We start from the raw sequence: 24371 nt of genomic DNA, 5'->3' as shown, positions 1-24371 counted from the left end.
TCGTGCAGTGCATGGCCGATCTTGTTCAACGCCTTTGCCTTGGGCGTTGTCAGATCACCACGCTCATCGAACACCGCCTCTTCGAAAAAAAACCGAATCTTGTCTCCCGACGACTCAAAGTAATCGGTGGCGGTATGAGACTGCGACGTCGTCGAGAACACGGTCTTCACCGATTCAGGTTCAAACTGGTCGACCAGGTCATCGACAGCCCGCTGCAGTTGGTCACAACTCTCTGCCGGCACAAAATCCTCGATCATCAGGCAGCCGTCTTGTGACCAACTCTGGAGCGCTTCGGCCGATAACCGACCTTGGTGGTCAACCTGAAATCTTGGCAAGGACGTCATGATGGAGATTGTAGTTTGATCTGTTGCAGAAACGAGGTACCCGTGTTCATGGGGTCCAAGCCAAAGTGCGCGGCCAGCGTTTGGCCCATATCGGCAAACCCCTGGCGCTCACCGAGTTGCGCCGGACAACAGTGTGGCCCCGAAACCAGCACCGGCACATGTTCACGCGTGTGATCGTGCCCGGGATAAGTCGGGTCACAGCCGTGATCCGCTGTGGCCAGTACGAGGTCATTGGTCTTCAAACACGCCTGTAATTCAGGCAACCGACGATCGAACGCCTCCAGCGCCAGTGCATAACCGGTCACGTCCCGCCGGTGCCCGTACAACATGTCGAAATCCACAAAATTGGTAAAGATCAACGTGTGATCGTGGGCGGTGGCCAACGCCTCCAGGGTCGCATCAAACAACTCCTGGTTGCCATGGGCTTTGATGGTTTTTGATATTCCCTTCCCTGCAAAGATATCGGAGACCTTGCCGACTGAAATCACTTCGCCGCCGTCTTCAACCAGCCGGTCCAAGAGAGTCGGTGCATGCGGCGGCGTGGTGTAATCCCGCCGATTGCCGGTTCGCTGAAACGCTCCTTTTCGACTGCCGGTAAACGGCCGTGCAATCACCCGGCCGATCTGCCACTCATCCACCAGCTCACGCGCAAGTGTGCAAAGGGCGTATAACTTGTCGAGGCCGAAATATTCCTCGTGGGCTGCGATCTGAAACACGCTGTCGGCGGAGGTGTAGATGATCGGCGAACCACTGGCGACGTGCTCTTCTCCCAGTTCATCAATGATGGCTGTACCCGATGCGTGACAATTGCCCAGAACACCGGGAAGGTTGCCTTCTGCGATCAAACGGTCGATCAGCTGTGACGGAAAACACGGCACCGTGTCCGGGAAGTAGCCCCAATCAAAATCTACCGGCAACCCCGCCATTTCCCAGTGACCACTGGGGGTGTCTTTCCCTCGACTTAATTCGACCGCATAACCCCAGGCGCCGACCGGGGTCACTACAGGCAGACCATCTGGCCATTGACCACGACTGTTCGCTGCGGCATGCACCAGGCCAAGTGCCGACAGATTTGGGATATCCAGGGCGCCCGATCGTTCTCCCGGCCGATCTGCATCACCCCGGGCGCAGGCCATTGCGATATGACCAAAGGTGTCCGCACCATCATCCCCAAAACGATCGGCGTCAACGCTGGCGCCGATACCGAGCGAATCCAGCATGAGAACGACTGCGCGTGCCATCAGATCTCCCTCAAAACCTCACGCACGAGCGGCGCGTGCTGCACAGGCTGCGTACCGACCGCGAATGCCGCACGAACCCGTTGGCTGGCGTGCTCGGCATCCGCCTGCGTGCGCGCGTGGACCCGGCACAGTACAGACCCTCGATCAACTGTGTCGCCAATGCGGGCACAGTGATCAATCCCAACGGCCGGGTCGATGACATCAGTTGGGTGGGTGCGCCCACCCCCCAGTTCAACCACCGTCTGTCCCAGCGCCCGGGTATCCATAGACACAATCATACCCGGCTCGTCTGCGTCTACCGCACACACGACGGGTGCGGTGGGCAGGCACCGGGGGAAACTCGTCAGCAGATCAGCCGGCCCGCCCAGTGCAGCCACCATTTTTTCGAAACGCTCGGCAGCCGCCCCGGAATCAAGCGCAGTGTCCAGTAGGCGCCGTCCATCTTTGGCATCCTTTACCACACTGGACGCCAGCAAAAGCTCCTGACCCAGCGTCATGACGACCTCATGCAATCGGGGATCACGGCGAACACCGGTCAGGTAAGTCGCTGCCTCCTCGATCTCCAGTGCATTGCCTATAGCGGGCGCCAGCGGCTGACTCATGTCGGTGATCACAGCAACCGTATTAAGGCCCGCACGACCAGCAACGCTGACGATACTCTCGGCGAGGCGTCGGGCGAGCGCTGGATCTGCGGTCACCGCGCCATTGCCCGTTTTGACATCCATCACCAGTGCTTCGAGGCCGGCGGCCAATTTTTTAGACAGGATAGAAGACGTGATTAATGGGATCGATTCCACCGTGGCGGTGGCGTCCCGAACCGCATACAGACGCCGGTCTGCCGGTGCCAGCTGCGCGGTCTGACCGATGATGGCACAACCGATCTTTTCGACCACGTTTCTAAATCGGTCGGTTTCGGGCTCGGTATCGTAGCCCGGGATACTCGACAGCTTGTCCAGGGTTCCACCCGTGTGTCCCAGACCACGACCGGAAATCATCGGCACATGGGCCCCGCAGCCCGCCAGCATCGGTGCCAGCATCAGACTGACACAATCCCCGACACCGCCGGTCGAGTGCTTGTCGATAATCGGCCCAGATAACCGGTCTCGATCCCATTCCAGAACGATACCCGAATCCCGCATGGCGAGTGTCAGTGCGGCACACTCTTCGGTCGTCATGCTTTTCAGAAAAACAGCCATCGCGAACGCACCGACCTGCGCATCGCTTAAACGATCTTGTGTCAGCGCCGTAACAAACTGTTCGATGTCTGCCTTTTCCAGAACCTCACCATCGCGTTTGCGTGCGATCACCGCCTGTGGGAGAAAGGGTTCCTTCATGGGTAACGTCTGAATGAGTGGAGCTGTGGTGTCAGCTTGAGTCAGCCGTGTTCAGTCGGGACAGGAACGACTCGATCAGGCGCCCCAGGCGGGGGGTGGCCCCTGCGCCTGCCGCCAGTGTTTCTTCGTGGAAGAGTTCTTCCTGCATCCCAGCAGCGAAGTTGGTAATCACCGATATCGCAGCGACCCGCATACCCCAGTGCCGTGCCACCAGACATTCCGGCACGATCGACATACCCACGATATCTGCGCCCAGTGTGCGAAAGGCGCGGATCTCCGCCGGGGTCTCGAAATTGGGGCCCAGACACCAGATATAGATGCCGTCATGAAGCGCAACACTGACCTCCCGGGCGGACTCATGCAGTAAAGCCCGAAGCTCAGGATCGTAGGCCCGGTTGAGATCAACAAAACGCGGGCCGATGCTGTCGTCATTGCGCCCCGCTAAAGGGCTGACACCCGACCAGTTGATATGATCCGACAGCATCACGAGACTGCCCGGCGGCATGCCCTCCTGCAAACTGCCGGCAGCGCAGGTCAGTAGCAGAATGTCGCACCCGCATCCCCCGAGGGCACGGATGGGCAGTGCCAAATCGACAGGGTCGTGCCCTTCGTATACGTGAAATCGGCCCTGCATACAGGCAACACGGGTACCGGCCCAATCACCGATGACGAGCTTTCCGGTGTGTCCTTCGACCGTCGTGACTGGGAATCCCGGTAGGTCGTCGTAAGGAATCGCGACACTCTGCTCAATAAACCCGGCAATGTCAGCCAGCCCGCTTCCAAGCACGATCCCAACGCGGGGGGGGCGACCCGCGGCCGCATCACGCAGTATCTGGGCTGCTGGCTTATGTGCTGTCATCAGGCCCTTAGGGTAAAACGAAAATCACATGGTTTACCATGCATTGATTATAGTAGGCAGTGAGAAAAGCGATGATCAACCGCTACGGGCTTAACCAATTTGTGCACCAGTCCCTACAATTTTCAGTGATCTTCCGTTGACATGAGCGACACCCGAGCAGACGAAAAACCACCCCTTCTTGAGGCCTGCGGCATCACCAAGGGCTTCCCGGGCGTCTGGGAGCATCTCATTCTCGACCATATCGACTTCGATGTGCGTGCCGGGGAGGTCCACACATTACTCGGTGAAAATGGTGCCGGCAAAACTGTGATCGCCAATATTCTGTCCGGCTATTACGCAAAGACCGGGGGTGAAGTCAGAGTCAATGGTGAAGTCGTGAACTTGACGTCTCCGCGCGATGGACTGGCCCACGGTATCGCCATGGTCCACCAGGAGCTGATGCTCGTTCCCGCGTTTACGGTCGCCCAGAATGTGATGGTTGGCCTGGATGCACCCGCATTTTCGTTCCAGATACAAGCGGTGGAAGATAAGCTCGCGGCACTGTCGGCGCGGTATGGTCTTCAGGTTGATCCCAGGGCGCGGGTTGAAACCCTTTCTGCCGGCGAACAACAGCGGGTGGAGATCCTCAAGGTGCTCTATCATGAACCCAAAGTACTGCTTCTCGATGAACCCACCTCACTGCTGACGCCTGGAGAAGCTGATCATTTGTTCATCGTCCTGCGGGCCATGACCGATGACGGCAAAGGTGTGGTCTTCATTACGCACAAAATGCGCGAGGTCTTTGCGGTCTCGGACAGAGTGACCGTTCTGAAGCTGGGTAAAACGCAAGGCACACAGCGGATCAGCGAAACCACGGTCGAGGCACTGACCCGAAAAACATTTGGTGAACTGGTTCCAGACTACATGCCTCGACCTCCGACGCGCTCATCAGAAAATGCGGTGGTGCTCGACAATGTCGTACCCGCTGGTCCTGCCGGACAGCCCCCTGCAGCACCGATCAACCTCACGATCCGTAAGGGCGAGATATTCGGTATCGCCGGTGTTGCGGGCAATGGCCAGAGCGAGCTCATTGCGTGCCTGACGGGACTCAAAACGATTGAGCGCGGCGCGGTGCGCATCCTGGGCAAGGATATGACCGGTCGGCCACCCCGGGCGTTCATCGAACTCGGTGTGGCCCATATTCCCGAACAGCGGCGGGAAATCGGCATTGTGGAACCCATGTTCGTGGCCGAAAATGTGGTTCTCAAAGATTACCGCACGGCCCCCTTTTCCAGACGCGGTGTACTGAATACACGTGAGATCACCCGTCACACCGAAGACATCGTGTCACGGTTCAATGCACTGGTACCGGATCTTTGGACCACAGAATCCAGGATTCTGTCCGGTGGCAACATTCAGCGCCTCATACTCGGCCGCGAAACCTGGCGCAGCCCGCCGGTCATCGTCGCCTCTCACCCCACCGAAGGGCTCGATGCCCGAGCCATCCGCCATACTTGGGAGCTCTTTCTTGAACTACGGGCGTCGGGCTCAGCCATATTGGTCGTATCCGAGGACCTGGACGAGATTATGTCACTCGCCGACCGAATCGGGGTGCTTTTCCAGGGCCAGCTGATGGGTCCGGTCGATGGCCAGAGCGCCGATCGGGAACAGTTAGGACGCTGGATGGCGGGCAGTGACGAGGCTCACGTGGCGGCCTGAGCTCCCACGCTATCAATGTCACTCACGAAAATAAGGGTTCCCCAGTGCTTTCGGAAATTGCACACGCCCGATCGCACCGGCGACCACCAGCAGGGTGACAACATAAGGCGCCATCGCAACAAACTGCCAGGGAATTACGTCCTTGACCTTAGGATAGGTTGGAATCCAGGTCGCCAAGGTATCGAAAAGCCCGAAGATAAAGCCACCCAGCAGAGCCAATAACGGATTCAATCCGCTGAAGACCACCGTCGCGAGCGCAATAAATCCTCGACCTGCGACAATCTCTTTGGTCACGGCACCAAACCAGTCCACACTGAGGTAAGCGCCGGCCAGTCCTGCCAAACACCCGGCCGCTATCGCGGTACCCAAGCGTAATGCGTTCACCCGGATACCGGCAACATCGGCAGCCGCAGGGTTTTCTCCGACTGCCCGGATACGCAATCCGAGTTGCGTCCGACGCAGCAACCAGTACACGCCAACAGCCAGTATCACGGTGACGATTACCAATGGACTCAAGCTGCCGACACCAAGTGGAATCAACTGGACCTGCGCTGCCCGGGGAACACTGTGGAATCCCGGTGCGCCTAGGTTGATGAGCATAAAAGCAACAAAACCGAATGCGAATAGATTGATACCAACACCGGTGATCAACTGACTGCCCTTCCAGTAGGTATTGACCACACCGAATACCAGCCCGATGAGTGCACCCGTGCCCATTCCGACAGTAAGCCCTATGAGGGCACTCCCGCTTGCTTCAGCCCCCAATGCACCCGACAACGCACTGAGCAGTAAGATACCTTCAAGCCCGATATTGAACAATCCAGCTGATTCCTCGATGGTCTCACCGATTGCCGCGAGTGTGATCGGCACCATCGCGTGTAACGAGCCGAAAAGAACGCCCCAGAGATGCTCAAGTTCCATCGATCTGCTTCCTACCGCCTGTTTTTGCCCATAGCCGCACCACCACCGTCCTCAACTCCGGCACAGCCAATGCCAGGATGATCACCCCTTCAATCACCCTCACCAACTCCAGGGGCACACCGGGCGAGAACTGCATAATACGGCCCCCAACCAGCAATCCCCCAAAAAAGATCGCGGCAAACACAATCCCGATGGGATGGTTGCGACCGATCATTGCCACACCAATGCCATCAAACCCCAGATTGACAAACTGGGGCAGACCACTCAACACCGCATAGGTGGGTGGTCTGCCCATCACCTGGACCGCACCGGCGAGACCCGCTGTCGCCCCACCGATCACAAATGCGGTCATCACCTGCTTGCCTCGACTGATGCCTGCATAGTGCGCGGCCTCTGGATTGTGACCACTGACCCGTAACTCGAAACCGCTGGTGGTTCGCCAGAGCAGGAAAAGTACCACGGCCACCGCCACCAGGGCGATGATCAATCCGTAATTGAGGCTGGTATGCGGAACCATCCTGGCCAGACGCGACGTTTCAACGATGCTGATGGTTTTTTCGCCGCGCTTCGGATCGGTCAGCACATTCGCGATCAGGTAAAACGCGAAAAAATGGGCAATCCAGTTAAACATAATGGTGGAAATCACTTCGTGGACGCCGCGGCCCAGCTTGAGCAGCGCGACCGGTAGGCTCCAGATCATACCGGCCAGCATGGCAGCCAGCAGTGCAACAACCACATGCAGCGGATAGGGCAACTGAATCAGGCTGACGGATACCGCCGCCAGTGCACCGATGTAGAGCTGACCTTCAGCACCGATATTGAAAAGTCCACCCCGCATCGCCACTGCAAAGGTCAGCGCTGTCAAAATCAAAGGTGTTGCGTTGGCCAACGATTCTGCCCAACTATAGACGCTTCCAAAACTGCCCCGGAAGAGTGAGCTATAGGCTGAAACAGGATCATAGCCATAGGCGAGCATGATGGCCGCCCCAATGACAAGCCCGATGATACCGGCAACAACCGATTCAACCACTGGGTTCAGTTGGCGTAGGCGCATGTCAGTCACTATTGTGAAAATAGACCATGGCTTAGTTCAAAACACTAGACAAACCCAATACAACAGGGGGAGAGTCGCAATGGCCCTCTCCCCCTTGTTTTAGACCGCTTGAAGCGTGTTGGACTTCAGTCCGGATATTGGTTCCGGATATCCCCAATAGTATCGGGGCACCAGCCACAAGGAATCTCGGCCTCACCTGAGCTGATCTTGGCTTCCAGTTCGCCGACAGCATCCCAGATCCAGCCGGGTATGGCGGCACGCATGGCGTCCCAGTTCGCTGTGATCGGGCCGCGGTCAGCCTCGGTGATCACACCGCCTTTGATCCCAAAATCAATAAAGTCCGCCAGATCCTGGCGACGGGAGATCGCGATGCCGCCGTTTCCAGGCCCGAGAATCTTGACCCCAGCTTTAAAACTGCCATTGACCACTGATTCGATGGCACTGTATACCCCGAAGTCAACGCGTTTCATCATGCTAGCCAGTACACGGTGCCCATCACCCAGATAATCCTGGTTCGCATCAACACCGATCATGAACGGTGGGCCGGCTGATTTTCCTTTGGCTTCAAGGTGCTCGGTAATCGCTTCCAGATCGCCTATCCCCAGCGGACCGGCGACGTTGTAAATCATGCCCGCACCCTGCGCCAGCATCGCTTCAGTGGCTGCCTTGCCTTTGGCGATATCGCTGAACGTGCCGGTATAGTGCCACAGCAGGCCGACACCTGGATTTTTGCCCGTCACTTCGGCGTACTTGGCGTTACCCCAGTGCATGCCGTAGCGATAACCCGCTTCGAATTTGTATAACACCGGTATTTCGATACCCAGCACAACACCGATCTTGTCGTAACCGTAGTGGGCGGCCGCCATAGCACCCAATGCACCGACCAGGGCAGAGCCTTTGTTCTCTTCATACCCAATTTCTATGAGGTTGGGTTTGCCCAGCCAGGTGACATCAATGATGGCGAATTTCTGATCCGGAAACTGATCAGCGACCTCTGCCATTGAATCAGCCAGCAGAAAACCGACGCCGATGATAATGTCGAAATCACCGGACCGGGCTGCATTCTGCAAATTCGGCAGGTAGTCCGTGGCGGAGTTGCTCTGAATCTCTACCAGTTCTACTCCGAGCTTCTGGACGGCTTCGTCTGCGCCTTTAAACCCCATGTCGTTAAATGAAAGATCACCTCGCCCACCCACGTCAAGAACGAGTGCGACCTTACCTGCTGCCAGTGCCGTTCCGCTTAACGGACCGGCAACCAGCCCTAAAATGGCAATCAGAATCGCTGCCAGTTTGATGCGAAAGAATCTCATCGAACATCCTCCCTTTATTGGCTTAGTCAGTATAGACACTCCAGTGCGCTGGTTTGATGCTTCCAGCACCTGAAGATCACGAACGAGGGTAACCCCACGGTTCTATGGGGTCAACCGTACTGCAGGTCAGAGGTATATCTGGTGCTGGCGCTTATCCCTTTGCCCGCAACACATCCTCCGCGCAGGGAATTCCCGACTGTGCCCCCATCCGGGTACAGGCAAGAGAAGCTGCCTGGGTGGCACCGGCAACACACTGTCGAAGCGACAGATGCTCCTGTGCCAACAACGCCGCAAAATAGCCCGTAAACGTGTCTCCTGCACCGGTGGTGTCCACAACCTCTACCCCAGGTGCATCAACACCAAAGGCTCTCTCATCGCCGCTTGCCACCACACATCCCGCAGGTCCGAGCGTGATCAGCGTACCGCAGTCGTAGGTGTCCGCGAGGTGCTCAGCCAAGTCGGTCATGCTGACTTGAGTCTGCTCACCGGCGAGAAACGCGGCCTCAACCTCATTGACAATTAGAAAATTGGTGTTGGCCAACAGCCCTGTGGGAATCTGCGTCGCTGGCGCCAGATTCAGTACGATCTGCAGCCCTGCCTGTTGGGCACGACATCCCAAAGACTCGTTTTCCTCGAATGATACTTCCTGCTGCAGAATCAGCACGCGGTTGCTTTTGAGCAGTGCATCACTCACTTGATGCGCACGCACATCCAGATTTGCGCCACTGGCAACGACAATGGAATTTTCACCTTCCGCATCCACCATCACCACCGCACAGCCTGTGGGCCGGTCGGATACTACTGTCGCCTCCAAACCAACCGACTCTTCACGCAGCAGCGACAAAGCACAGTCGGCATAATGATCTTTACCCACCGCACCGACAAAATTCGCTGGCACACCAGCTCTTTTTACCGCCAGCGCTTGATTGGCACCCTTGCCCCCTGGAACCGCGTGATAGTCCTGTGTCAGTACGGTCTCGCCCGGCATAGGCAAGGTGGAGACTGGCATAACCAGATCCACATTGGCCGAACCGAAAACAATCACGGTCATGGTAAACGCGCCAGTCTATTGTTCAAGAGTTCAAAAAAGCGGGCGTCATCAGCCTGGTACGCCACGTGACAATTCGGTACCCGATCTGTCACTTTCCACCAGTCCGCGACCGTCTGACCCAAAGTGAGATCGGCATTCGTTTCGATCTCGACATTGACATGCTTCAAATCGAAAAGTGTGCTGTCAATCAGGTAAGCGATCACGCAAGGGTCGTGCAATGGACCCCCCTCCATCCGGTATTTATCGAGGTCAAAACGACAGTAAAACATCATCAGATCAGCCACGGCGGCAGACACCTGGCCGCCAGCAGTCCGCAGCGCATCTATTCGCTCTGCGGTTACCAGTACCTGGTGCGTCACATCAAGACCCATCATCACTAAAGGCACGCCTGAAGCAAACACCACATGCGCGGCATGCGGGTCGACGTAGATGTTGAACTCTGCTGCCGGTGTGACATTACCGGGGTTGATTGCCGCACCCCCCATTAAGACGATTTCACGAATGCGAGGTACGATCTCGGGTGCCCGAATCATTGCCACAGCAATATTGGTCAAGGGTCCGGTTGGACACAAGGTAATAGACCCGCTGTCTTCGGCTATCAGGGTTTCAATGATGTAGTCAACTGCATGCTGGAATCTGAGGGTCATAGATGGTTCAGGCAGTACACCGCCACCGGGCAGATCCAGTCCCGACTGGCCATGCACATTTTCCGCTGTATTGAGCACTCGGACCAATGGCCGCTCACAGCCGGAATACACGGCGACGTCGGTATGGCCTGCCAGTTCGCAGACTTTGAGCGCATTTTTCCGCGTCAGATCTAGCGGTACATTTCCAGCGACACAGGTGATACCCAAAAGATCGATCTCCTCCGGTGAGGCCAACACCAACAAAATAGCCACGGCGTCATCGTGGCCTGGATCACAGTCCAGAATAATCTTTCGCTCACTCATAGATTTCTCCCCGTGTATACCCATCCACAGTGACTCAACCAAAACCCAGTAACCCAACCGTGACAACGGGTTTGCTGATCTCGTCCCTAAACCGCTCGACCCGTGTTTGGTTCTTCGGCATTATTCAGACATCAGCACATTACACCAGACACCACCCTAGGAGTCATCCCAGTTGCCTCACAGCAAACCACGAATCCTGTGTTTTGGCGGCCTTCACTATGATGACATTATTAGGTGCGAGGCAGATACGATACTCAATGAATCCAACCCGGCGTCAAGAACCCGAGTTCCTGGTGGCGTGGCGCTCAATGTTGCCCGGACGTTAGCCGCGCTTGGCAATACGGTCGGCTTATCGAGTCGTGTAGGCGCTGATCGTGAGGGCGTTGAACTGCTCGACTACGTGACCCGGCTCGACATCACGGCTGTTTCGATTCAAACGGACAACACCCGACCGACCGCCTGTTATACGGCAGTTCTTGATCACACCGGCAATCTGATCCTTGGGCTCGCCGATATGGCGATCTACGATGATTTCAAACCAGCTCACTGGCAACACGGCAAACAAGAGATCCAACATTGGAATCACTGGTGTGTAGACACGAATCTGCCGGCCGATACACTGCACTATCTGGCGAGTGAAAAAGCGGACCGGTTGTTGTTCGCTGTGGTGACATCACCTGCCAAAGCGCATCGCTTGCGTCAGGTACTGCCCACGCTAGATGCCGTATTCGCCAACAATGCGGAAGCCGACACCCTGGTCAACTCAAATACGGGTACGTTGCAAACGATTGAAGAACAAGCGCGTGCTCTGTGCGATCTGGGTGCCCTACGAGCGATCGTCACTGCAGGTGTAAACGGTGCCGCCTGGGCCGACCCAGACCGCTCCGGACACATTGCCAGTCCATCGATCAGCCCACAGTCAGTCTCGGGGGCAGGCGATGTGCTCGCTGGCACTACGATAGCGGCACTGCTGTCCGGAGAGACCCTGGAGCAAGCACTGACCTATGGCACTTGTGCCGCCACACTCAGTACACTGTCTGATATGAACGACCCGCACTTGTCCTGGCCTATGATCAAGGAAAAACTGGCACACAATGATGCTTAAGTGGATTTCCATCTCTGCCGACGTTGACAGCGCACTGTCTGAAGGTCGCCCCGTGGTGGCGCTGGAAAGCACCCTGATCACTCATGGACTGCCGCATCCTGAGAACTACCAATGCGCGATCAGCGCCCAGGATCAAGTCCGTGCCGAAGGTGCCGTGCCGGCCACAATCGCGGTGTTAGCGGGTCGAATCAGGGTAGGGCTTGATCCATCGGAGATTAATCAGCTGGTCGAAACAGAAGAGTGTCATAAACTCAGTCGCCACGATCTTGCCACGGCGTGTGCCAAAGGCTTAACGGGTGGTACCACGGTGGCGGCAACGATGATTTGTGCCCGGATGGCCGGCATCCGAATTTTTGCGACGGGTGGCATTGGTGGTGTACATCGGGGCTGGCAGAACAGTTTCGATATCTCTGCCGACCTGCAGGAACTTTCGCAGACGCCAGTGACGGTCGTGTGTTCCGGTGCAAAATCACTGCTGGATCTGCCCGCAACCATGGAAATGCTTGAAACACTGGGCGTTCCCGTTGTGGGACTGGGTACGCGAGAGCTTCCTGCATTCTTTTCAGTCGAATCGGGTATTCCGCTTCATCAGTGGGCGGATGACATTGCCGAAGCTGCACAGATCATTCAGGCTCGACAACAATTGACGCTGGGTGGCGGCGAACTGGTGGTGGTGCCACCACCTCCTGCCCAGGCCGTTCCCCGACAGGACGTGGAGCAATGGATCACCCAAGCGGTGTCAGAAGCCGCTGCCTCAGGCCTCGCCGGCAAAACCGTCACCCCTTACCTGCTTGATCGCATTGCAGCACTTTCCGGCGGCGCGACACTGACTGCCAACATCGCGCTGATAAAGAACAATGCAGCCGTCGCAGGACAGCTTGCTGTCGCGCTACAGACCTAATACGGGATCTGGCAAGATCCGGTTCAGGCCGACCGTGTCCCACGAGCGATCAGGGTCACCAGCAACTTGAACGGGTACAACAACACGGCAATCATCACGAGCTTGGCGCCAAAATCACCGAGTGCCCAACTGGCCCAGGGCAGGCCAGTGCCGGCAAAGGCCAGAAAGAAAAATGTGATCGTATCCACCAGCGAGCCCAGAAACGACGAAGCAACTGGCGCTTTCCACCATTGCCGTTGTCGTAAGCGATCAAAGATCTGAATATCCAGCAGCTGAGCGATCAGAAATGCCGTACCGGATGCACAGGCGATTCTGAACATCTCAAAAGCCGATTCATCCTCAAACAGACTTTTAATCAGGGCTGTACCCGGGGCTCGACTGTGGTCTGCAATACCGAGCGCCACCGTTATTGTCAGCACCAGTCCAAAGACAAACCCCACATACACCACTTTGCGCGCGGAACCCACACCGTAGACCCGGTTGGTGGTGTCCGTGACCAGAAACGCCACCGGATAAGTGAACGCACCCCAGGTGAGAAGCCCCGCAAGATCCAAGCCCCACAGACTGGCCTGGACCGGATACTGGACCAGTTTGTTCGACGCCAGAATGACGAGCCCCATCGCCACCACCGGCAGCGCAAACCTGAACAGTACTTTCATTCAGGCTGCCTTAACGAACATCAGATGTATACAATTTTTTTTAAACAGGCAACCCCACCCGTTGCCCGTCGTCTGAACCTTGGGTTTAAGCTATCTAAAGCGCACAACAGGGCGCTTGCCATGACTTAGGACAGGTCAAGGGCGTAGGGTTTGAGATCAGATAAATCAACGTAGTTGAGAGCCGCCTCGTGGGTCGACGTGAGCACGACCCGGGGGGCGCAACCGGCTTCCAGCGCTTCCTTCCAGCGAAGCGCACACAAACACCAACGATCGCCGGGTTTTAGCCCGGGAAATCCGAAGTCGTCTACGGGCGTAGACAAATCGTTTCCGCGTGATTTCGAAAACTCCAGAAACTCTGCTGTCGCCTGAATACAGACCACATGGGAACCGAGATCATCCGGGCCGGTCCGGCAACAGCCATCGCGATAAAATCCTGTCATGGGTGCGCTCGAGCAATTCGCAAGCGGTTCCCCGAGAACATTCAAAGGCCTGTCGTCTTCTGCTGTCGGCATCACTTGAGCCCCCGTCAACTGGACAGGTAACGGGCACCTTCCTCGAGGCCCTCTAAAGTCAGGGGGAACATTCTGTTTTCGACCAGTTCACGTACGATACCGACCGACTGAGTATACGGCCAGTGTTCCTGCGGTGTAGGATTCAGCCAGATCAACCGGCGCCAGTTCCGGGAAAAGCGGTCGATCCAGACCGCGCCCGCTTCCTTGTTCAGATACTCAATACTGCCGCCCGGGCTCAGTATTTCGTACGGTGCCATGGCTGCATCGCCCACGATTATCACCTTGTAGTCCGCTGGATAGGTGTTGAGCAGGTCCCAGGTTGTTGTGATCTGTTCACGCCGTCGATGGTTGTCCTTCCACACAAAATCGTAGAGAAAATTGTGAAAGTAAAAATACTTAAGGTGCTTGAATTCTGATCGAGCCGCCGAAAACAGTTCCTCGCAGGTCCGAACGTACGGATACATGGAACCGCCAACATCGAAAAACACCAACACTTTGACCGCATTGTGACGTTCGGGCCTCATCTTGATGTCCAAAAAACCCGCGTTCTTGGCCGTTGAGTATATGGTGTCATCCATATCCAGCTCTTCATCGGCGCCGGTACGGGCAAATCTGCGCAGCCTTTTCAGTGCGACCTTGATGTTGCGCGTACCGAGCTGAATCGAATCGTCAAGGTTACGATACTGGCGCTCCTCCCAGACTTTAACGGCACGTCCGTTTCGCCCCTGGCCGCCCACACGGATGCCCTCAGGATGGTAACCACTGTTGCCAAACGGGGATGTTCCCCCCGTGCCGATCCACTTGCTGCCGCCAGAATGCCGCTTTTCCTGCTCTTCAAGCCGTTTTCTGAACTCCTCCAGCAGTTTATCCAGTCCGCCAAGTGACTTGATCTGCTCTCGCTCTTCCGGTGTCAGATATTTTTCGAACTCAGCACGCAACCATTCTTCTGGAACCAGTGCATTCAGAACATCTTGTAAGGATTCCAAGTCTTTGAACCAGGCACCAAATGCCCGGTCGAACCGGTCGAAATATTTTTCGTCCTTGACCAGGCACGACCTTGCCAACAGATAGAAATCATCGACAGAGCCGAAGGCCAGCCGAGCCTGCATTGCTTCAAGCAGTACCAGAAACTCCTTGACCGAAACCGGTATCTCGAGTTTTTTAAGGGTCTGAAAGAAATTGATCAGCACAGGGTTATCCGGAGATTATCTGTTGACGGCAAATCCACTCGCCAAGCATCTGGCACCGCCGCCATCAACGGTCGGCGTGGGCCTCGCGGCGCACCATGAACGCCAGCCGCTGCAGCGTATGGACATCCTGCTCATTCTTCAACAGGGCGCCGTAAAGTGGGGGTATGGCCTTGGACCGATCGCGTTCTTTGAGAATCTCTTCCGGAATATCATCCGCCATTAACAGTTTCAACCAGTCGATCAACTCCGAGGTGGATGGTTTTTTCTTCAGTCCGGGAACTTCCCGAACCTCGAAGAAAACATCCAGCGCCTCCTTGATCAGCGACTTTTTGATATCCGGATGATGAACATCAACGATCCGTTCCATGGTTTCGCGATCCGGGAATGCAATAAAGTGGAAGAAGCAACGCCTCAAAAATGCATCCGGCAGTTCTTTTTCGTTGTTGCTCGTAATGATCACGATGGGTCTGTTCACAGCGGTGATGGTCTCGCCGGTCTCGTAGACAAAAAATTCCATCCTGTCGAGCTCATTTAACAAGTCGTTGGGAAACTCGATATCGGCCTTATCGATTTCATCGATTAGAAGAACCACCCGCTCGGTAGAGTCAAACGCCGTCCAGAGTTTTCCCTTGCGTATGTAGTTACTGACATCCTGAACACGGCCATCGCCCAGCTGGGAATCTCGCAGTCGGGATACTGCATCGTATTCATACAGCCCCTGCTGGGCCTTGCTGGTTGACTTGATGTGCCAGTTGATCAGCTGCTTATCCAGCGCGCGTGCGACCTCCTCGGCCAGCATGGTCTTGCCAGTACCCGGTTCCCCTTTAATCAGGAGCGGGCGCTGCAGTGTCACTGCCGCGTTGACCGCCATACGCAGGTCCTCTGTGGCAACGTAGCGGTCGGTTCCCTCAAAACCCATGACTGTTTTCCTTTGTCTTCACCTGAAACTTGTCTGAAGCGCAGTGGCCTCAGGCCGCCTTCTCCATCTCTGAAGAATACTGACCGAGCGCAGCAGCACCATTCATCTGTGCCCGGTGAAAGGCCACCTGCCGTGCACTTTCAACATTGTCAGAGTGTCCCGCCCATCGCTTCATCGCTGCTGCCTGCAGTGCACGACCATATGAAAAGGTCACCGCCCACGGCAGTGAGCCACCGATCTCGTTCATGGTATTCAGATGCTGGGTGGCCTCTTCATCCGACTGGCCACCGGAAAGAAACGCGATCCCAGGCACCGCGGCCGGCACGGTACTTAACAAGCAGCGCAAGGTCTGCTGGGCGACCTCCTTGATGCCAGCACGATCTGCTGCGCCGGCGCCTGAGATCACCATGCTGGGCTTGAGTACGATCCCTCTCAGGTCAACAGCCTGGTCGGCCAGCGCTGCGAATACCGTCTGCTGTGCATGCTGCGTCACCTCAAAGCTGCGGGTCAGATCGTGGTCGCCATCCATCAGCACTTCGGGCTCGACAATCGGAACAATGTCATGTTCCTGACATAATGCGGCATAGCGGGCCAGCGCGTGGGCATTGGCGGTGTAACACGCCTGGCTGGGCAGGGTATCCGTCACGGTATAGACAGCACGCCACTTGGCAAACCGCGCACCCAACTCCGCATATTCAGCCAGCCGCGGTCCCAGACCGTCGAGTCCCTCGGTCACTTTTTCTCCAGGGTGAAGGGCCAGATCTTTCGCACCGGTGTCGACCTTGATACCCGGGACAATGCCCTGTTCCTGCAGCGCCTGCACAAATGGATGGCCGTCAGTGGTGTTATCCCGCAGGGTCTCATCGAACAGAATCGCACCGCCAATGTGATCGCCCAATCCGGATGATGACACGAGCATGGTCCGGTATTCCCGGCGCATCTCGATCGTGGCCGGTATGCCCAGAGCCTCAAAACGCTTATTGCAGGTCGGCGAACTCTCATCCATGGCCAGTATGCCGCGACCCGGCGCCACCATGGCCTGGGCGGTTTTTTCTAGCGTATCAATATTCATTACTGCTTCCTTATTATCCAATTAAAAGATCACATTCTTCTGCTGGTACTCCCAGTAGATCGGGCTCCGGCAGCCATTGCACTGAATCAACTTACTCCGCCTCACCCACAACCTGTCCGACCTCAACAATTTTCATTGCATTGGTCCCCCCACCAATACCAGAAAAATCACCCTTGGTGATGATAATGCGGTCGCCGTCGTTCACCAGCCCTCGGCTGCGCAGTTCTTCGATCGCTGCCCGGTTGATTTCTCCCGGAGATACGTCGGAGGCATCGAAAGCTATCGGGTAGACGCCCCGGTAAAGTGACATCCAGCGTTCGGTCTGCGGCCACCTCGTTCCCGCATAGATGGGTATGTCGGAGCTGATCCGCGACATCCACTTGGCGGTGCCCCCCGATTCGGTCAGCGCCACAATACCCGCCACATCAAAGTGATTGGCAGTGTACATGGTCGCCATTGCAATTGTCTCGTCGACGGCATCAAAACGCGCGTCTATCCGGTGGCCTGAAACCAGAACACTGCGATGCCGTTCGGCAGCGAGGCAGATCCGATTCATGGCCGCGACCACCCGAACTGGATGCCGGCCGACAGCCGTCTCGGCGGACAGCATAACGGCATCAGTACCATCCAGTACCGCATTGGCCACGTCAGACACCTCAGCACGGGTAGGCTGGGAATTGTTCACCATCGACTGCATCATCTGCGTGGCAGTGATCGAAACGCTGTTGTGCCTTTGCGCCTGTGCAATCAGCTTCTTCTGTACCCCCGGCACCTCTGAGTCACCGATCTCCACACCCAGATCACCTCGAGCGACCATGACTGCATCCGCTGTGGCAATGATCTCGTCAAGGTGGTCGATCGCTTCCCGACGCTCAACCTTGGCGACCACGTGAGCCTCACTGCCGGCCGCTCGTAACAGCATCCGAGCGGTCTCAACGTCTGCTCCATTCCGGACAAATGACACCCCGAGGTAGTCCGCACCGATATCCACTGCAGCGCGAATATCCTCGTGATCCTTGTCCGTCAGTGCAGCAGCCGATAACCCGCCACCCTGAAGATTGATGCCCTTGAAATCCTGCAACTCTCCCCCGGAAATCACCCGGGTAATGATCTGATTCTGGGAGACCTCTTCAACCCGTAACGTGATGTTGCCATCATCCAACAGCAGTCGATCCCCTTGAGCAACATCCTCGGGGAGAGCCTGATACGTGGTACCAACCGATTGGTCCGTACCCGCCTGGCTGCCCAGTGCCGGATCGATAGTGAATATCTTGCCGTTGCGAAGCTGAATCGGCCCTTGTCGGAACCCCTGGATCCGGATCTTCGGGCCTTGCAGATCCATCAGCAGGCCGACCGATCGGTTCTGCTCCTGGGTGCATTTTCGGAGCAGGGCCGCCCGCCGCTGGTGATCCTCCGGTGAGCCGTGGGACATATTGATACGGGCGACATCGATACCCTCTTGAACCAGGGCAGCCATGACCTTGGCATTGTCAGTCGCCGGGCCCAGAGAGACGATGATCTTGGTGCGTCGTTTTACGTCCATGAAGCTGTCACGGATATGAACCGAGCTCTGACTCTACGCGCTTGCCACAATGCCGGACTTCATCAGCGCGCAGCACAGGCCTCCAGAACCGACACCGCTGGCAGATCTTTTCCTTCCAGAAACTCAAGAAAAGCACCACCGCCGGTCGATATGTAGGAAACATCAGAAGCCATATTGTACTTGTCAACGGCTGCCAGTGTATCGCCGCCGCCCACAATTGAATACGCCGAAGAAGCAGCAATCGCCTGACCCAGAATTCGCGTTCCCTCCCCAAACTGGTCGAACTCAAACACGCCCACTGGCCCATTCCAGAGCACGGTCCCGGCGGCAGACATCATGGCCGCAAAGCGCTCAGCAGTTTCAGGGCCAATATCAAGAATCATCTCGTTATCGCTGACCGCGTTGACGGGCTTCACTTGCGCAATTGCTGACGCGGATAGCTCAGAACTGACCACAACATCCGTTGGCACTGGGATACTGCTGCCTTTGGCTTCGGTGAGATGCATCAGTCGCTTGGCCTCAGGGATCAGATCGGCTTCGATCAGTGATTTTCCAACACCATATCCGGCAGCGGCAATAAAAGTATTGGCGATGCCACCACCGGGAATCAGCTGATCGACCACCGTCGCCAGGGATTCCAGAACCGTCAGTTTGGTCGACACCTTGGCACCACCAACGATAGCGATCATCGGTCGGGCCGGATCGTCCAGTGCCCTGTGCAACGCTTCAAGCTCAGCCGCCAGCAGAGGCCCAGCGCACGCCACTGGCGAGAACTGCGCGACGCCGTGTGTGGATGCGTGCGCCCGATGGGCAGTGCCGAACGCGTCCATAACGAAAATTTCGCAGTTGGCCGCTATTCTCTGGGAAAGTTCAGGGTCATTGGCCAGCTCGCCCACATTGAAACGTACATTTTCACACAGCACCACATCACCGGGTGAAAGATCGATGCCGTCGAGCCAGTCGACGCACAACCGGACCTCACGTCCCAGAAGTTTCGACAGGTGATCGGCCACCGGCGCCAGTGAGTACTGCGCATCAAATTGTCCTTCTGTCGGCCGGCCCAGGTGGGACATCAACATCACCCGCCCGCCTGCGTTCAGCGCTGATTCAATGGTGGGTAAAGACGCGCGTATCCGTGCGTCACTCGCCACCTGGCCCGCCTGGATCGGCACATTCAGGTCCTGTCGGATCAGGATCCGTTTACCATCGAGATCCTGATCAAGCATCCTGAGCACCGTCATGAACGTTCTGCCCTATCACTCAACAAATTCGGGCGTAGCAAGTGTGCAGCGGGTGTGATCACACAGATCAGTTCAAATTCCGAGCCTAGACCGCATTCATCAAGGCAACACAAGTGTCCAGCATCCGGTTTGAAAACCCCCATTCGTTGTCATACCACGAACAGACCTTGACGGTTTTGCCATTGACGACGCGGGTCATCGCACTGTCATAAGTTGACGACGCTGGGCTGTGATTGAAGTCAATCGACACCAACGGCTTGTCGTTGTAATCCAGGATACCTTTAAGTTCGCCAGTCGACGCTTCACGCATCACCTGATTGATCTCGTCCACACTCGTCTCCCGAGCGGCTTCAAATGTCAGATCGACAAGCGACACGTTTATGGTGGGCACGCGCACGGAAAATCCATCTAACCTGCCATTGAGTTCTGGCAGAACCAGCCCGACCGCCGCGGCTGCGCCGGTTGTGGTCGGAATCATCGACTGGGTGGCCGATCGCGCCCGGCGCAGGTCTTTATGGTACACGTCTGTCAGCACTTGATCATTGGTATACGCATGAATCGTGGTCATGATTCCGGCCACCACCCCGATGGCGTCGTGCAATGGTTTGACCAGCGGCGCCAGACAGTTGGTGGTACAGGACGCGTTGGATACTACGGTGTCTGTTGACTTCAGTACCTGGTGATTCACACCATAGACAATCGTGGCGTCGACATCCTTGCCACCCGGGGCCGATATGATGACTTTCTTTGCCCCACCGGCAAGATGCGCGCTGGCTTTTTCCTTGCTGGTAAAAAGCCCTGTACATTCCATCACGACATCGACATCCAGCTCGCCCCAGGGCAACTGCGAGGGATCCCGTTCGGCCAGTACCCGGACCCGCTTATCACCCACCAGAAAGCCGTCTCCTTCTACACTGACGTTTTCCGGAAAACGTCCGTGGGCCGTGTCGTACTGCAACAAATGGGCGTTGGCATCAGCATCGCCCAAATCGTTGACGGCAACGACATCAAACTGGTCCTGCTGACCTGACTCAAACATCGCTCTGAAAACATTGCGACCAATACGGCCGAACCCATTGATTGCTACCCTGATCGCCATTCACTTATCTCCTTAAGGCTTACGTTGTTACCGTTGTTACAAACTTCTTGTTGTTCGTTAGAACCAGCGACAACGCAGTATCTGTCGCCCAGCTGGATCCATTTAAGCGGTCATCACTTTTTCAACTGTCGCCACCACATTGTCAACCGTAAAACCAAAATGTTCGAAGACCACCTCAGCCGGTGCAGATTCACCGAAAGTATCGATGCCGACCACGGCGCCCTGCAAGCCAACGTAGCGCACCCAGGGTGGCGTTACCCCCGCTTCTACCGCGACCCGGGCAGTCACCACCGTCGGCAGTACCGATTCTCTATAGGCTGCATCCTGGGCATCGAATACATCGGTCGAAGGCATAGAGACGACCCGCACACGCCGGCCCTGGCCAGCCAGCCGAGCTGCGGCGTCCACAGCCAGACCGACCTCCGATCCTGTGGCGATGATAATGGCCTCGGGAGTGCCCTCACAATCACGCAGCACATACCCGCCCCGACTGATCGCTTGGATTTGTTGCTCGTCGCGTACCTGAAAGTCGAGATTCTGGCGCGAGAACAGCAGGCAGGTCGGCCCATTGTGGCGTTCCAGCGCCATACGCCAGGCCACTGCGGTCTCCACGGTGTCACACGGTCGCCATAGTGACATATTGGGGATCAGGCGCAGGGTTGCGGCCTGTTCGACCGCCTGATGTGTCGGTCCATCCTCACCGAGTCCGATGGAATCGTGGGTATACACAAAAATTGACCGGATCTTCATCAACGCGGCCATGCGCAATGCATTTCGGGCATATTCCGAAAAGACGAGAAATGTAGCGCTGTAGGGCACCAGACCGCCGTGCAAAACGATACCGTTGCACAGCGCCGACATCCCGAACTCGCGCACGCCGAAATAAATGTAGTTTCCCGACGCATCCGCTGCTGTCACCGGCACCGAGCCGGACCAGAGGGTCAGATTGGAACCCGCGAGGTCTGCTGAACCGCCAATCAGCTCGGGCAGAACCGCGCCGTAACTTTCAAGCGCCTGCTGTGAGGCCTTACGGGTCGCCACGGTATCTGCTGCAGCATTGACATCACGTAGAAACTCGTCCGCTTTGTCAGACCAGTTCTTCGGCAACGCGCCTGACATGCGCCGCTCGAATTCCAGCGCAAGCGCTGGATGCTCTGTCCGGTACTGCTCAAAACCGACCTGCCAGGCGTCCTCACTCGCCTTGCCCTCGTCAACCGCATTCCACGTTGCGTAAATCTCGTCGGGTATCACAAAAGGCGGGTGGGACCAGTCGATATTTTCCCGGACCAGCGCGATCTCTTCATCACCCAGCGGCGCGCCGTGGGCCGATTCGGTACCGCCTTTATTGGGCGAACCCCAGCCGATCACGGTACGACAACAGATCAGCGTCGGCTTGGCTGCTTCGGCCCGGGCACGGCCAATCGCACTGGCGATGGCCTCGGGGTCGTGTCCGTCAACACCATCGATCACCTGCCAACCGTAGGCGCCAAATCGCGCTGGGGTGTCGTCGGTAAACCAGGGTTCGACTTTCCCATCGATCGAAATGCCGTTGTCATCCCAAAATGCGACCAGCTTACCCAGACCCAGAGTACCGGCCAGCGAACAGACCTCGTGGGAGATTCCCTCCATCAAACAGCCGTCACCCATAAACACATAAGTAAAATGGTTCACGATATCGTGGCCGGGTCGATTGAACTGCGCAGCAAGCACTTTTTCACTTAACGCCATACCCACACCGTTCGAGATTCCCTGTCCCAGCGGACCGGTCGTGGTTTCTATACCCGGCGCATAACCGTATTCGGGGTGACCCGGCGTCTTCGAGTGCAGTTGGCGGAAATTCTTAAGCTCAGCCATGGGAAGGTCGTATCCTGACAGATGCAGCAATGCATAGTGGAGCATCGACCCGTGGCCATTGGATAAGATAAACCGATCCCGATCCGCCCACTTCGGATTGCTGGGGTTATATCGCAGGTAGTCTGTCCACAGCACCTCGGCAATATCGGCCATGCCCATCGGCATGCCCGGGTGTCCACTTTTGGCTTGCTGCACAGCATCCATGCTGAGTGCGCGCACCGCATTGGCCCGGGTCCGTCGAGTCTCACTCGATGTGCTTTTCGCATCTGCCATACGTCTGTTACACCGCTTCAAAGGGGTTGTTTGGGTGCTGACCATAACCACGAATAGCCATCCACGGAACTCCGTTCTGCCGGCATTTCGCGGTACAAAATTTGAGTCGCCGGGATAGACGAGCACTAACCCTTAACTATGCGCCAAAATAATAATAAGAGCTAACACAGGGTTTCTATATTAAGAATAAATTTTACTTATTTATGAAGCCGCTCATCATTTTCCCAAATCCAGGTCAGCCACTGCTGCTGCAACTCAGCATTGATCGCGGCGACCACAGAGCGCTTGGTAAACGTCCGACAGTCCAGCGGCAAGCCCCGGATGGTGGTGAACGCACCGCCCGCCTCTGCCAAAATCAGACTGCCGGCGGCATAGTCCCACATCCGCTGACCGCCGTGCAGGTAAAGCTGAATCCGCCCAGCAGCCAGCCAGCACCACTCCAATACGCAGGAACCCAGGTTCCTCTGCGCCCCGAAAGGGGGATAACGAACCAGCCGTTCCGCCAGTTGTGAAACCAGGCGCTTGTAATCGACGTTGGCGATACAGCGCCTGATCGGTATGTCAGTATCCGGGGTTGTCAGCTTCTCCCCGTTGAGAAAAGCGCCCTGGCCCCTTGCTGCCGAGAACAATTCATCGCGAACCGGATCATAGACCACCCCCAGCTGCACCGTACCATCAACCACCAGCCCCAGTGATACACCGTAAAACGGTAGGCTCATGCTGAAATTGGTGGTGCCGTCAAGCGGATCCAAGGCCCAGAAACAGGCGTCGTCCCCACCGACAATTCTCGCCTGCTGCCGATGCTCCATTTCTTCGCCCATGAATGTGAACTGTGGCCAGTTCGCCTGTAATTCGCGTGCAATAAAAGCCTGTACTCGATGGTCGGTCTGCGTGACGACGGTGCCGTCTTCCTTAACAGAGCGGTCATGCCAACTGAACTGATCCAGACCCGCATCCCGGGCCGCAGCGAGGACAATCGCCCCGACAGTCTCGACTTCAGGCAGTTGAAGTGACATGTGACCCGTCAACCGGGTTAAGCAGGCAGGTTCCAGCCAAACGAACACGTTCCAGGCGTCGTTGACAATACAACCGAAAGAAATACCGTTGTGGGTTCTGCATGTGGGGGCGAGCTTTGTGCTTGATTCTACTCCGGCCAATAAACAAAGGAAACCAAACGCCCTGCAACCTCGGAGGCTTCACCGTCTAACCTTTACCCGATCGGGCCGGTTGTTGATCTCTGC

Annotated in this window: 22 protein-coding genes; 3 read left to right on the top strand and 19 right to left on the bottom strand. The window is 56.6% G+C overall.

The genetic code is table 11. The annotated features are described in order from the left end of the window. The 4 genes from MK323_03765 to MK323_03750 form a co-directional block, all read right to left on the bottom strand. Positions 1-344, bottom strand: a 344-nt coding sequence (locus tag MK323_03765; protein ID MCH2481275.1) for a phytanoyl-CoA dioxygenase family protein, incomplete at its 3' end; no start/stop codon positions are given. Next, on the bottom strand, positions 341-1585 hold the full coding sequence (locus MK323_03760) for a phosphopentomutase (protein ID MCH2481274.1): 1245 nt from the start codon (positions 1583-1585) through the stop codon (positions 341-343). The genes MK323_03765 and MK323_03760, both read right to left, overlap by 4 nt. Next, on the bottom strand, positions 1585-2919 hold the full coding sequence (gene deoA, locus MK323_03755; protein MCH2481273.1) for a thymidine phosphorylase: 1335 nt from the start codon (positions 2917-2919) through the stop codon (positions 1585-1587). The genes MK323_03760 and deoA overlap by 1 nt, the downstream gene beginning before the upstream one ends. A gap of 31 nt (positions 2920-2950) precedes the next feature. Beyond that, entirely contained in the window at positions 2951-3778 is an 828-nt protein-coding gene (locus MK323_03750; protein ID MCH2481272.1) for a purine-nucleoside phosphorylase, read from the bottom strand. Between the two features lie 141 nt (positions 3779-3919). On the opposite strand from MK323_03750, the gene MK323_03745 reads away from it, so the two are divergent. Next, positions 3920-5476 (top strand): ABC transporter ATP-binding protein, encoded by a 1557-nt coding sequence (locus MK323_03745; GenBank protein ID MCH2481271.1) that lies wholly within the window; start codon positions 3920-3922, stop codon positions 5474-5476. 18 nt (positions 5477-5494) lie between these two features. Here MK323_03745 and MK323_03740 read toward each other — a convergent pair whose 3' ends face one another. The 5 genes from MK323_03740 to MK323_03720 form a co-directional block, all read right to left on the bottom strand. Further along, a complete protein-coding gene (locus MK323_03740; protein MCH2481270.1) occupies positions 5495-6397 on the bottom strand; it encodes an ABC transporter permease in 903 nt (300 codons plus the stop codon). Beyond that, positions 6387-7451, bottom strand: coding sequence for an ABC transporter permease (locus MK323_03735; GenBank protein MCH2481269.1), 1065 nt, complete (start codon positions 7449-7451; stop codon positions 6387-6389). Before MK323_03735 ends, MK323_03740 begins: the two co-directional genes overlap by 11 nt. Before the next feature lie 125 nt (positions 7452-7576). Continuing rightward, the gene (locus MK323_03730; protein MCH2481268.1) at positions 7577-8761 is read right to left on the bottom strand and encodes a BMP family ABC transporter substrate-binding protein; all 1185 of its coding nucleotides are present in this window, start codon (positions 8759-8761) and stop codon (positions 7577-7579) included. 151 nt (positions 8762-8912) lie between these two features. Beyond that, complete coding sequence (locus MK323_03725; protein ID MCH2481267.1) at positions 8913-9812, bottom strand: ribokinase; 900 nt, start codon at positions 9810-9812, stop codon at positions 8913-8915. After that, positions 9809-10762, bottom strand: coding sequence for a nucleoside hydrolase (locus MK323_03720; GenBank protein MCH2481266.1), 954 nt, complete (start codon positions 10760-10762; stop codon positions 9809-9811). The genes MK323_03725 and MK323_03720 overlap by 4 nt, the downstream gene beginning before the upstream one ends. A gap of 172 nt (positions 10763-10934) precedes the next feature. On the opposite strand from MK323_03720, the gene MK323_03715 reads away from it, so the two are divergent. Together MK323_03715 and MK323_03710 are read left to right on the top strand one after the other, a co-directional pair. Then, entirely contained in the window at positions 10935-11867 is a 933-nt protein-coding gene (locus MK323_03715; protein MCH2481265.1) for a PfkB family carbohydrate kinase, read from the top strand. Continuing rightward, the gene (locus tag MK323_03710) at positions 11860-12768 is read left to right on the top strand and encodes a pseudouridine-5'-phosphate glycosidase (protein ID MCH2481264.1); all 909 of its coding nucleotides are present in this window, start codon (positions 11860-11862) and stop codon (positions 12766-12768) included. Before MK323_03715 ends, MK323_03710 begins: the two co-directional genes overlap by 8 nt. A 23-nt stretch (positions 12769-12791) precedes the next feature. Here the strand turns inward: MK323_03710 and MK323_03705 are convergent, their stop codons facing one another. From MK323_03705 to MK323_03660, 10 genes are all read right to left on the bottom strand, one after another. Continuing rightward, positions 12792-13427 carry a queuosine precursor transporter gene (locus MK323_03705; protein ID MCH2481263.1) on the bottom strand — a complete coding sequence of 212 codons (636 nt, stop codon included), beginning with the start codon at positions 13425-13427 and terminating at the stop codon, positions 12792-12794. Positions 13428-13552: 125 nt separating this feature from the next. Further along, the gene (locus MK323_03700; GenBank protein MCH2481262.1) at positions 13553-13939 is read right to left on the bottom strand and encodes a DUF2237 domain-containing protein; all 387 of its coding nucleotides are present in this window, start codon (positions 13937-13939) and stop codon (positions 13553-13555) included. Between the two features lie 14 nt (positions 13940-13953). Next, entirely contained in the window at positions 13954-15129 is a 1176-nt protein-coding gene (locus MK323_03695; GenBank protein ID MCH2481261.1) for a VWA domain-containing protein, read from the bottom strand. A 64-nt stretch (positions 15130-15193) separates the two neighbouring features. Next, the gene (locus MK323_03690; protein MCH2481260.1) at positions 15194-16048 is read right to left on the bottom strand and encodes a MoxR family ATPase; all 855 of its coding nucleotides are present in this window, start codon (positions 16046-16048) and stop codon (positions 15194-15196) included. Between the two features lie 49 nt (positions 16049-16097). Continuing rightward, positions 16098-17120, bottom strand: coding sequence for a fructose-bisphosphate aldolase class I (locus tag MK323_03685; GenBank protein ID MCH2481259.1), 1023 nt, complete (start codon positions 17118-17120; stop codon positions 16098-16100). A 91-nt stretch (positions 17121-17211) separates the two neighbouring features. Then, positions 17212-18663, bottom strand: coding sequence for a pyruvate kinase (gene pyk / locus MK323_03680; GenBank protein ID MCH2481258.1), 1452 nt, complete (start codon positions 18661-18663; stop codon positions 17212-17214). A gap of 62 nt (positions 18664-18725) precedes the next feature. After that, the gene (locus MK323_03675) at positions 18726-19904 is read right to left on the bottom strand and encodes a phosphoglycerate kinase (protein ID MCH2481257.1); all 1179 of its coding nucleotides are present in this window, start codon (positions 19902-19904) and stop codon (positions 18726-18728) included. 85 nt (positions 19905-19989) lie between these two features. Then, positions 19990-21003, bottom strand: coding sequence for a type I glyceraldehyde-3-phosphate dehydrogenase (gene gap / locus MK323_03670; protein ID MCH2481256.1), 1014 nt, complete (start codon positions 21001-21003; stop codon positions 19990-19992). Positions 21004-21105: 102 nt separating this feature from the next. Beyond that, on the bottom strand, positions 21106-23130 hold the full coding sequence (gene tkt, locus MK323_03665) for a transketolase (protein ID MCH2481255.1): 2025 nt from the start codon (positions 23128-23130) through the stop codon (positions 21106-21108). A gap of 197 nt (positions 23131-23327) precedes the next feature. After that, positions 23328-24146, bottom strand: coding sequence for an inositol monophosphatase family protein (locus tag MK323_03660; protein ID MCH2481254.1), 819 nt, complete (start codon positions 24144-24146; stop codon positions 23328-23330). Positions 24147-24371: the final 225 nt, after the last annotated feature.

Source organism: Gammaproteobacteria bacterium (assembly GCA_022450155.1).
Classification (GTDB): domain Bacteria; phylum Pseudomonadota; class Gammaproteobacteria; order Arenicellales; family UBA868; genus REDSEA-S09-B13.
This window is presented reverse-complemented; position numbering and strand designations above follow the sequence as displayed.

Coding starts and splice junctions, on each gene's coding strand:
- MK323_03760 (MCH2481274.1), bottom strand. CDS start 1,585: ATGGCACGCGCAGTCGTTCTCATGCTGGATTCGCTCGGTATCGGCGCC.
- deoA (MCH2481273.1), bottom strand. CDS start 2,919: ATGAAGGAACCCTTTCTCCCACAGGCGGTGATCGCACGCAAACGCGAT.
- MK323_03750 (MCH2481272.1), bottom strand. CDS start 3,778: ATGACAGCACATAAGCCAGCAGCCCAGATACTGCGTGATGCGGCCGCG.
- MK323_03745 (MCH2481271.1), top strand. CDS start 3,920: ATGAGCGACACCCGAGCAGACGAAAAACCACCCCTTCTTGAGGCCTGC.
- MK323_03740 (MCH2481270.1), bottom strand. CDS start 6,397: ATGGAACTTGAGCATCTCTGGGGCGTTCTTTTCGGCTCGTTACACGCG.
- MK323_03735 (MCH2481269.1), bottom strand. CDS start 7,451: ATGCGCCTACGCCAACTGAACCCAGTGGTTGAATCGGTTGTTGCCGGT.
- MK323_03730 (MCH2481268.1), bottom strand. CDS start 8,761: ATGAGATTCTTTCGCATCAAACTGGCAGCGATTCTGATTGCCATTTTA.
- MK323_03725 (MCH2481267.1), bottom strand. CDS start 9,812: ATGACCGTGATTGTTTTCGGTTCGGCCAATGTGGATCTGGTTATGCCA.
- MK323_03720 (MCH2481266.1), bottom strand. CDS start 10,762: ATGAGTGAGCGAAAGATTATTCTGGACTGTGATCCAGGCCACGATGAC.
- MK323_03710 (MCH2481264.1), top strand. CDS start 11,860: ATGCTTAAGTGGATTTCCATCTCTGCCGACGTTGACAGCGCACTGTCT.
- MK323_03705 (MCH2481263.1), bottom strand. CDS start 13,427: ATGAAAGTACTGTTCAGGTTTGCGCTGCCGGTGGTGGCGATGGGGCTC.
- MK323_03700 (MCH2481262.1), bottom strand. CDS start 13,939: ATGCCGACAGCAGAAGACGACAGGCCTTTGAATGTTCTCGGGGAACCG.
- MK323_03690 (MCH2481260.1), bottom strand. CDS start 16,048: ATGGGTTTTGAGGGAACCGACCGCTACGTTGCCACAGAGGACCTGCGT.
- MK323_03685 (MCH2481259.1), bottom strand. CDS start 17,120: ATGAATATTGATACGCTAGAAAAAACCGCCCAGGCCATGGTGGCGCCG.
- pyk (MCH2481258.1), bottom strand. CDS start 18,663: ATGGACGTAAAACGACGCACCAAGATCATCGTCTCTCTGGGCCCGGCG.
- MK323_03675 (MCH2481257.1), bottom strand. CDS start 19,904: ATGACGGTGCTCAGGATGCTTGATCAGGATCTCGATGGTAAACGGATC.
- gap (MCH2481256.1), bottom strand. CDS start 21,003: ATGGCGATCAGGGTAGCAATCAATGGGTTCGGCCGTATTGGTCGCAAT.
- tkt (MCH2481255.1), bottom strand. CDS start 23,130: ATGGCAGATGCGAAAAGCACATCGAGTGAGACTCGACGGACCCGGGCC.
- MK323_03660 (MCH2481254.1), bottom strand. CDS start 24,146: ATGTCACTTCAACTGCCTGAAGTCGAGACTGTCGGGGCGATTGTCCTC.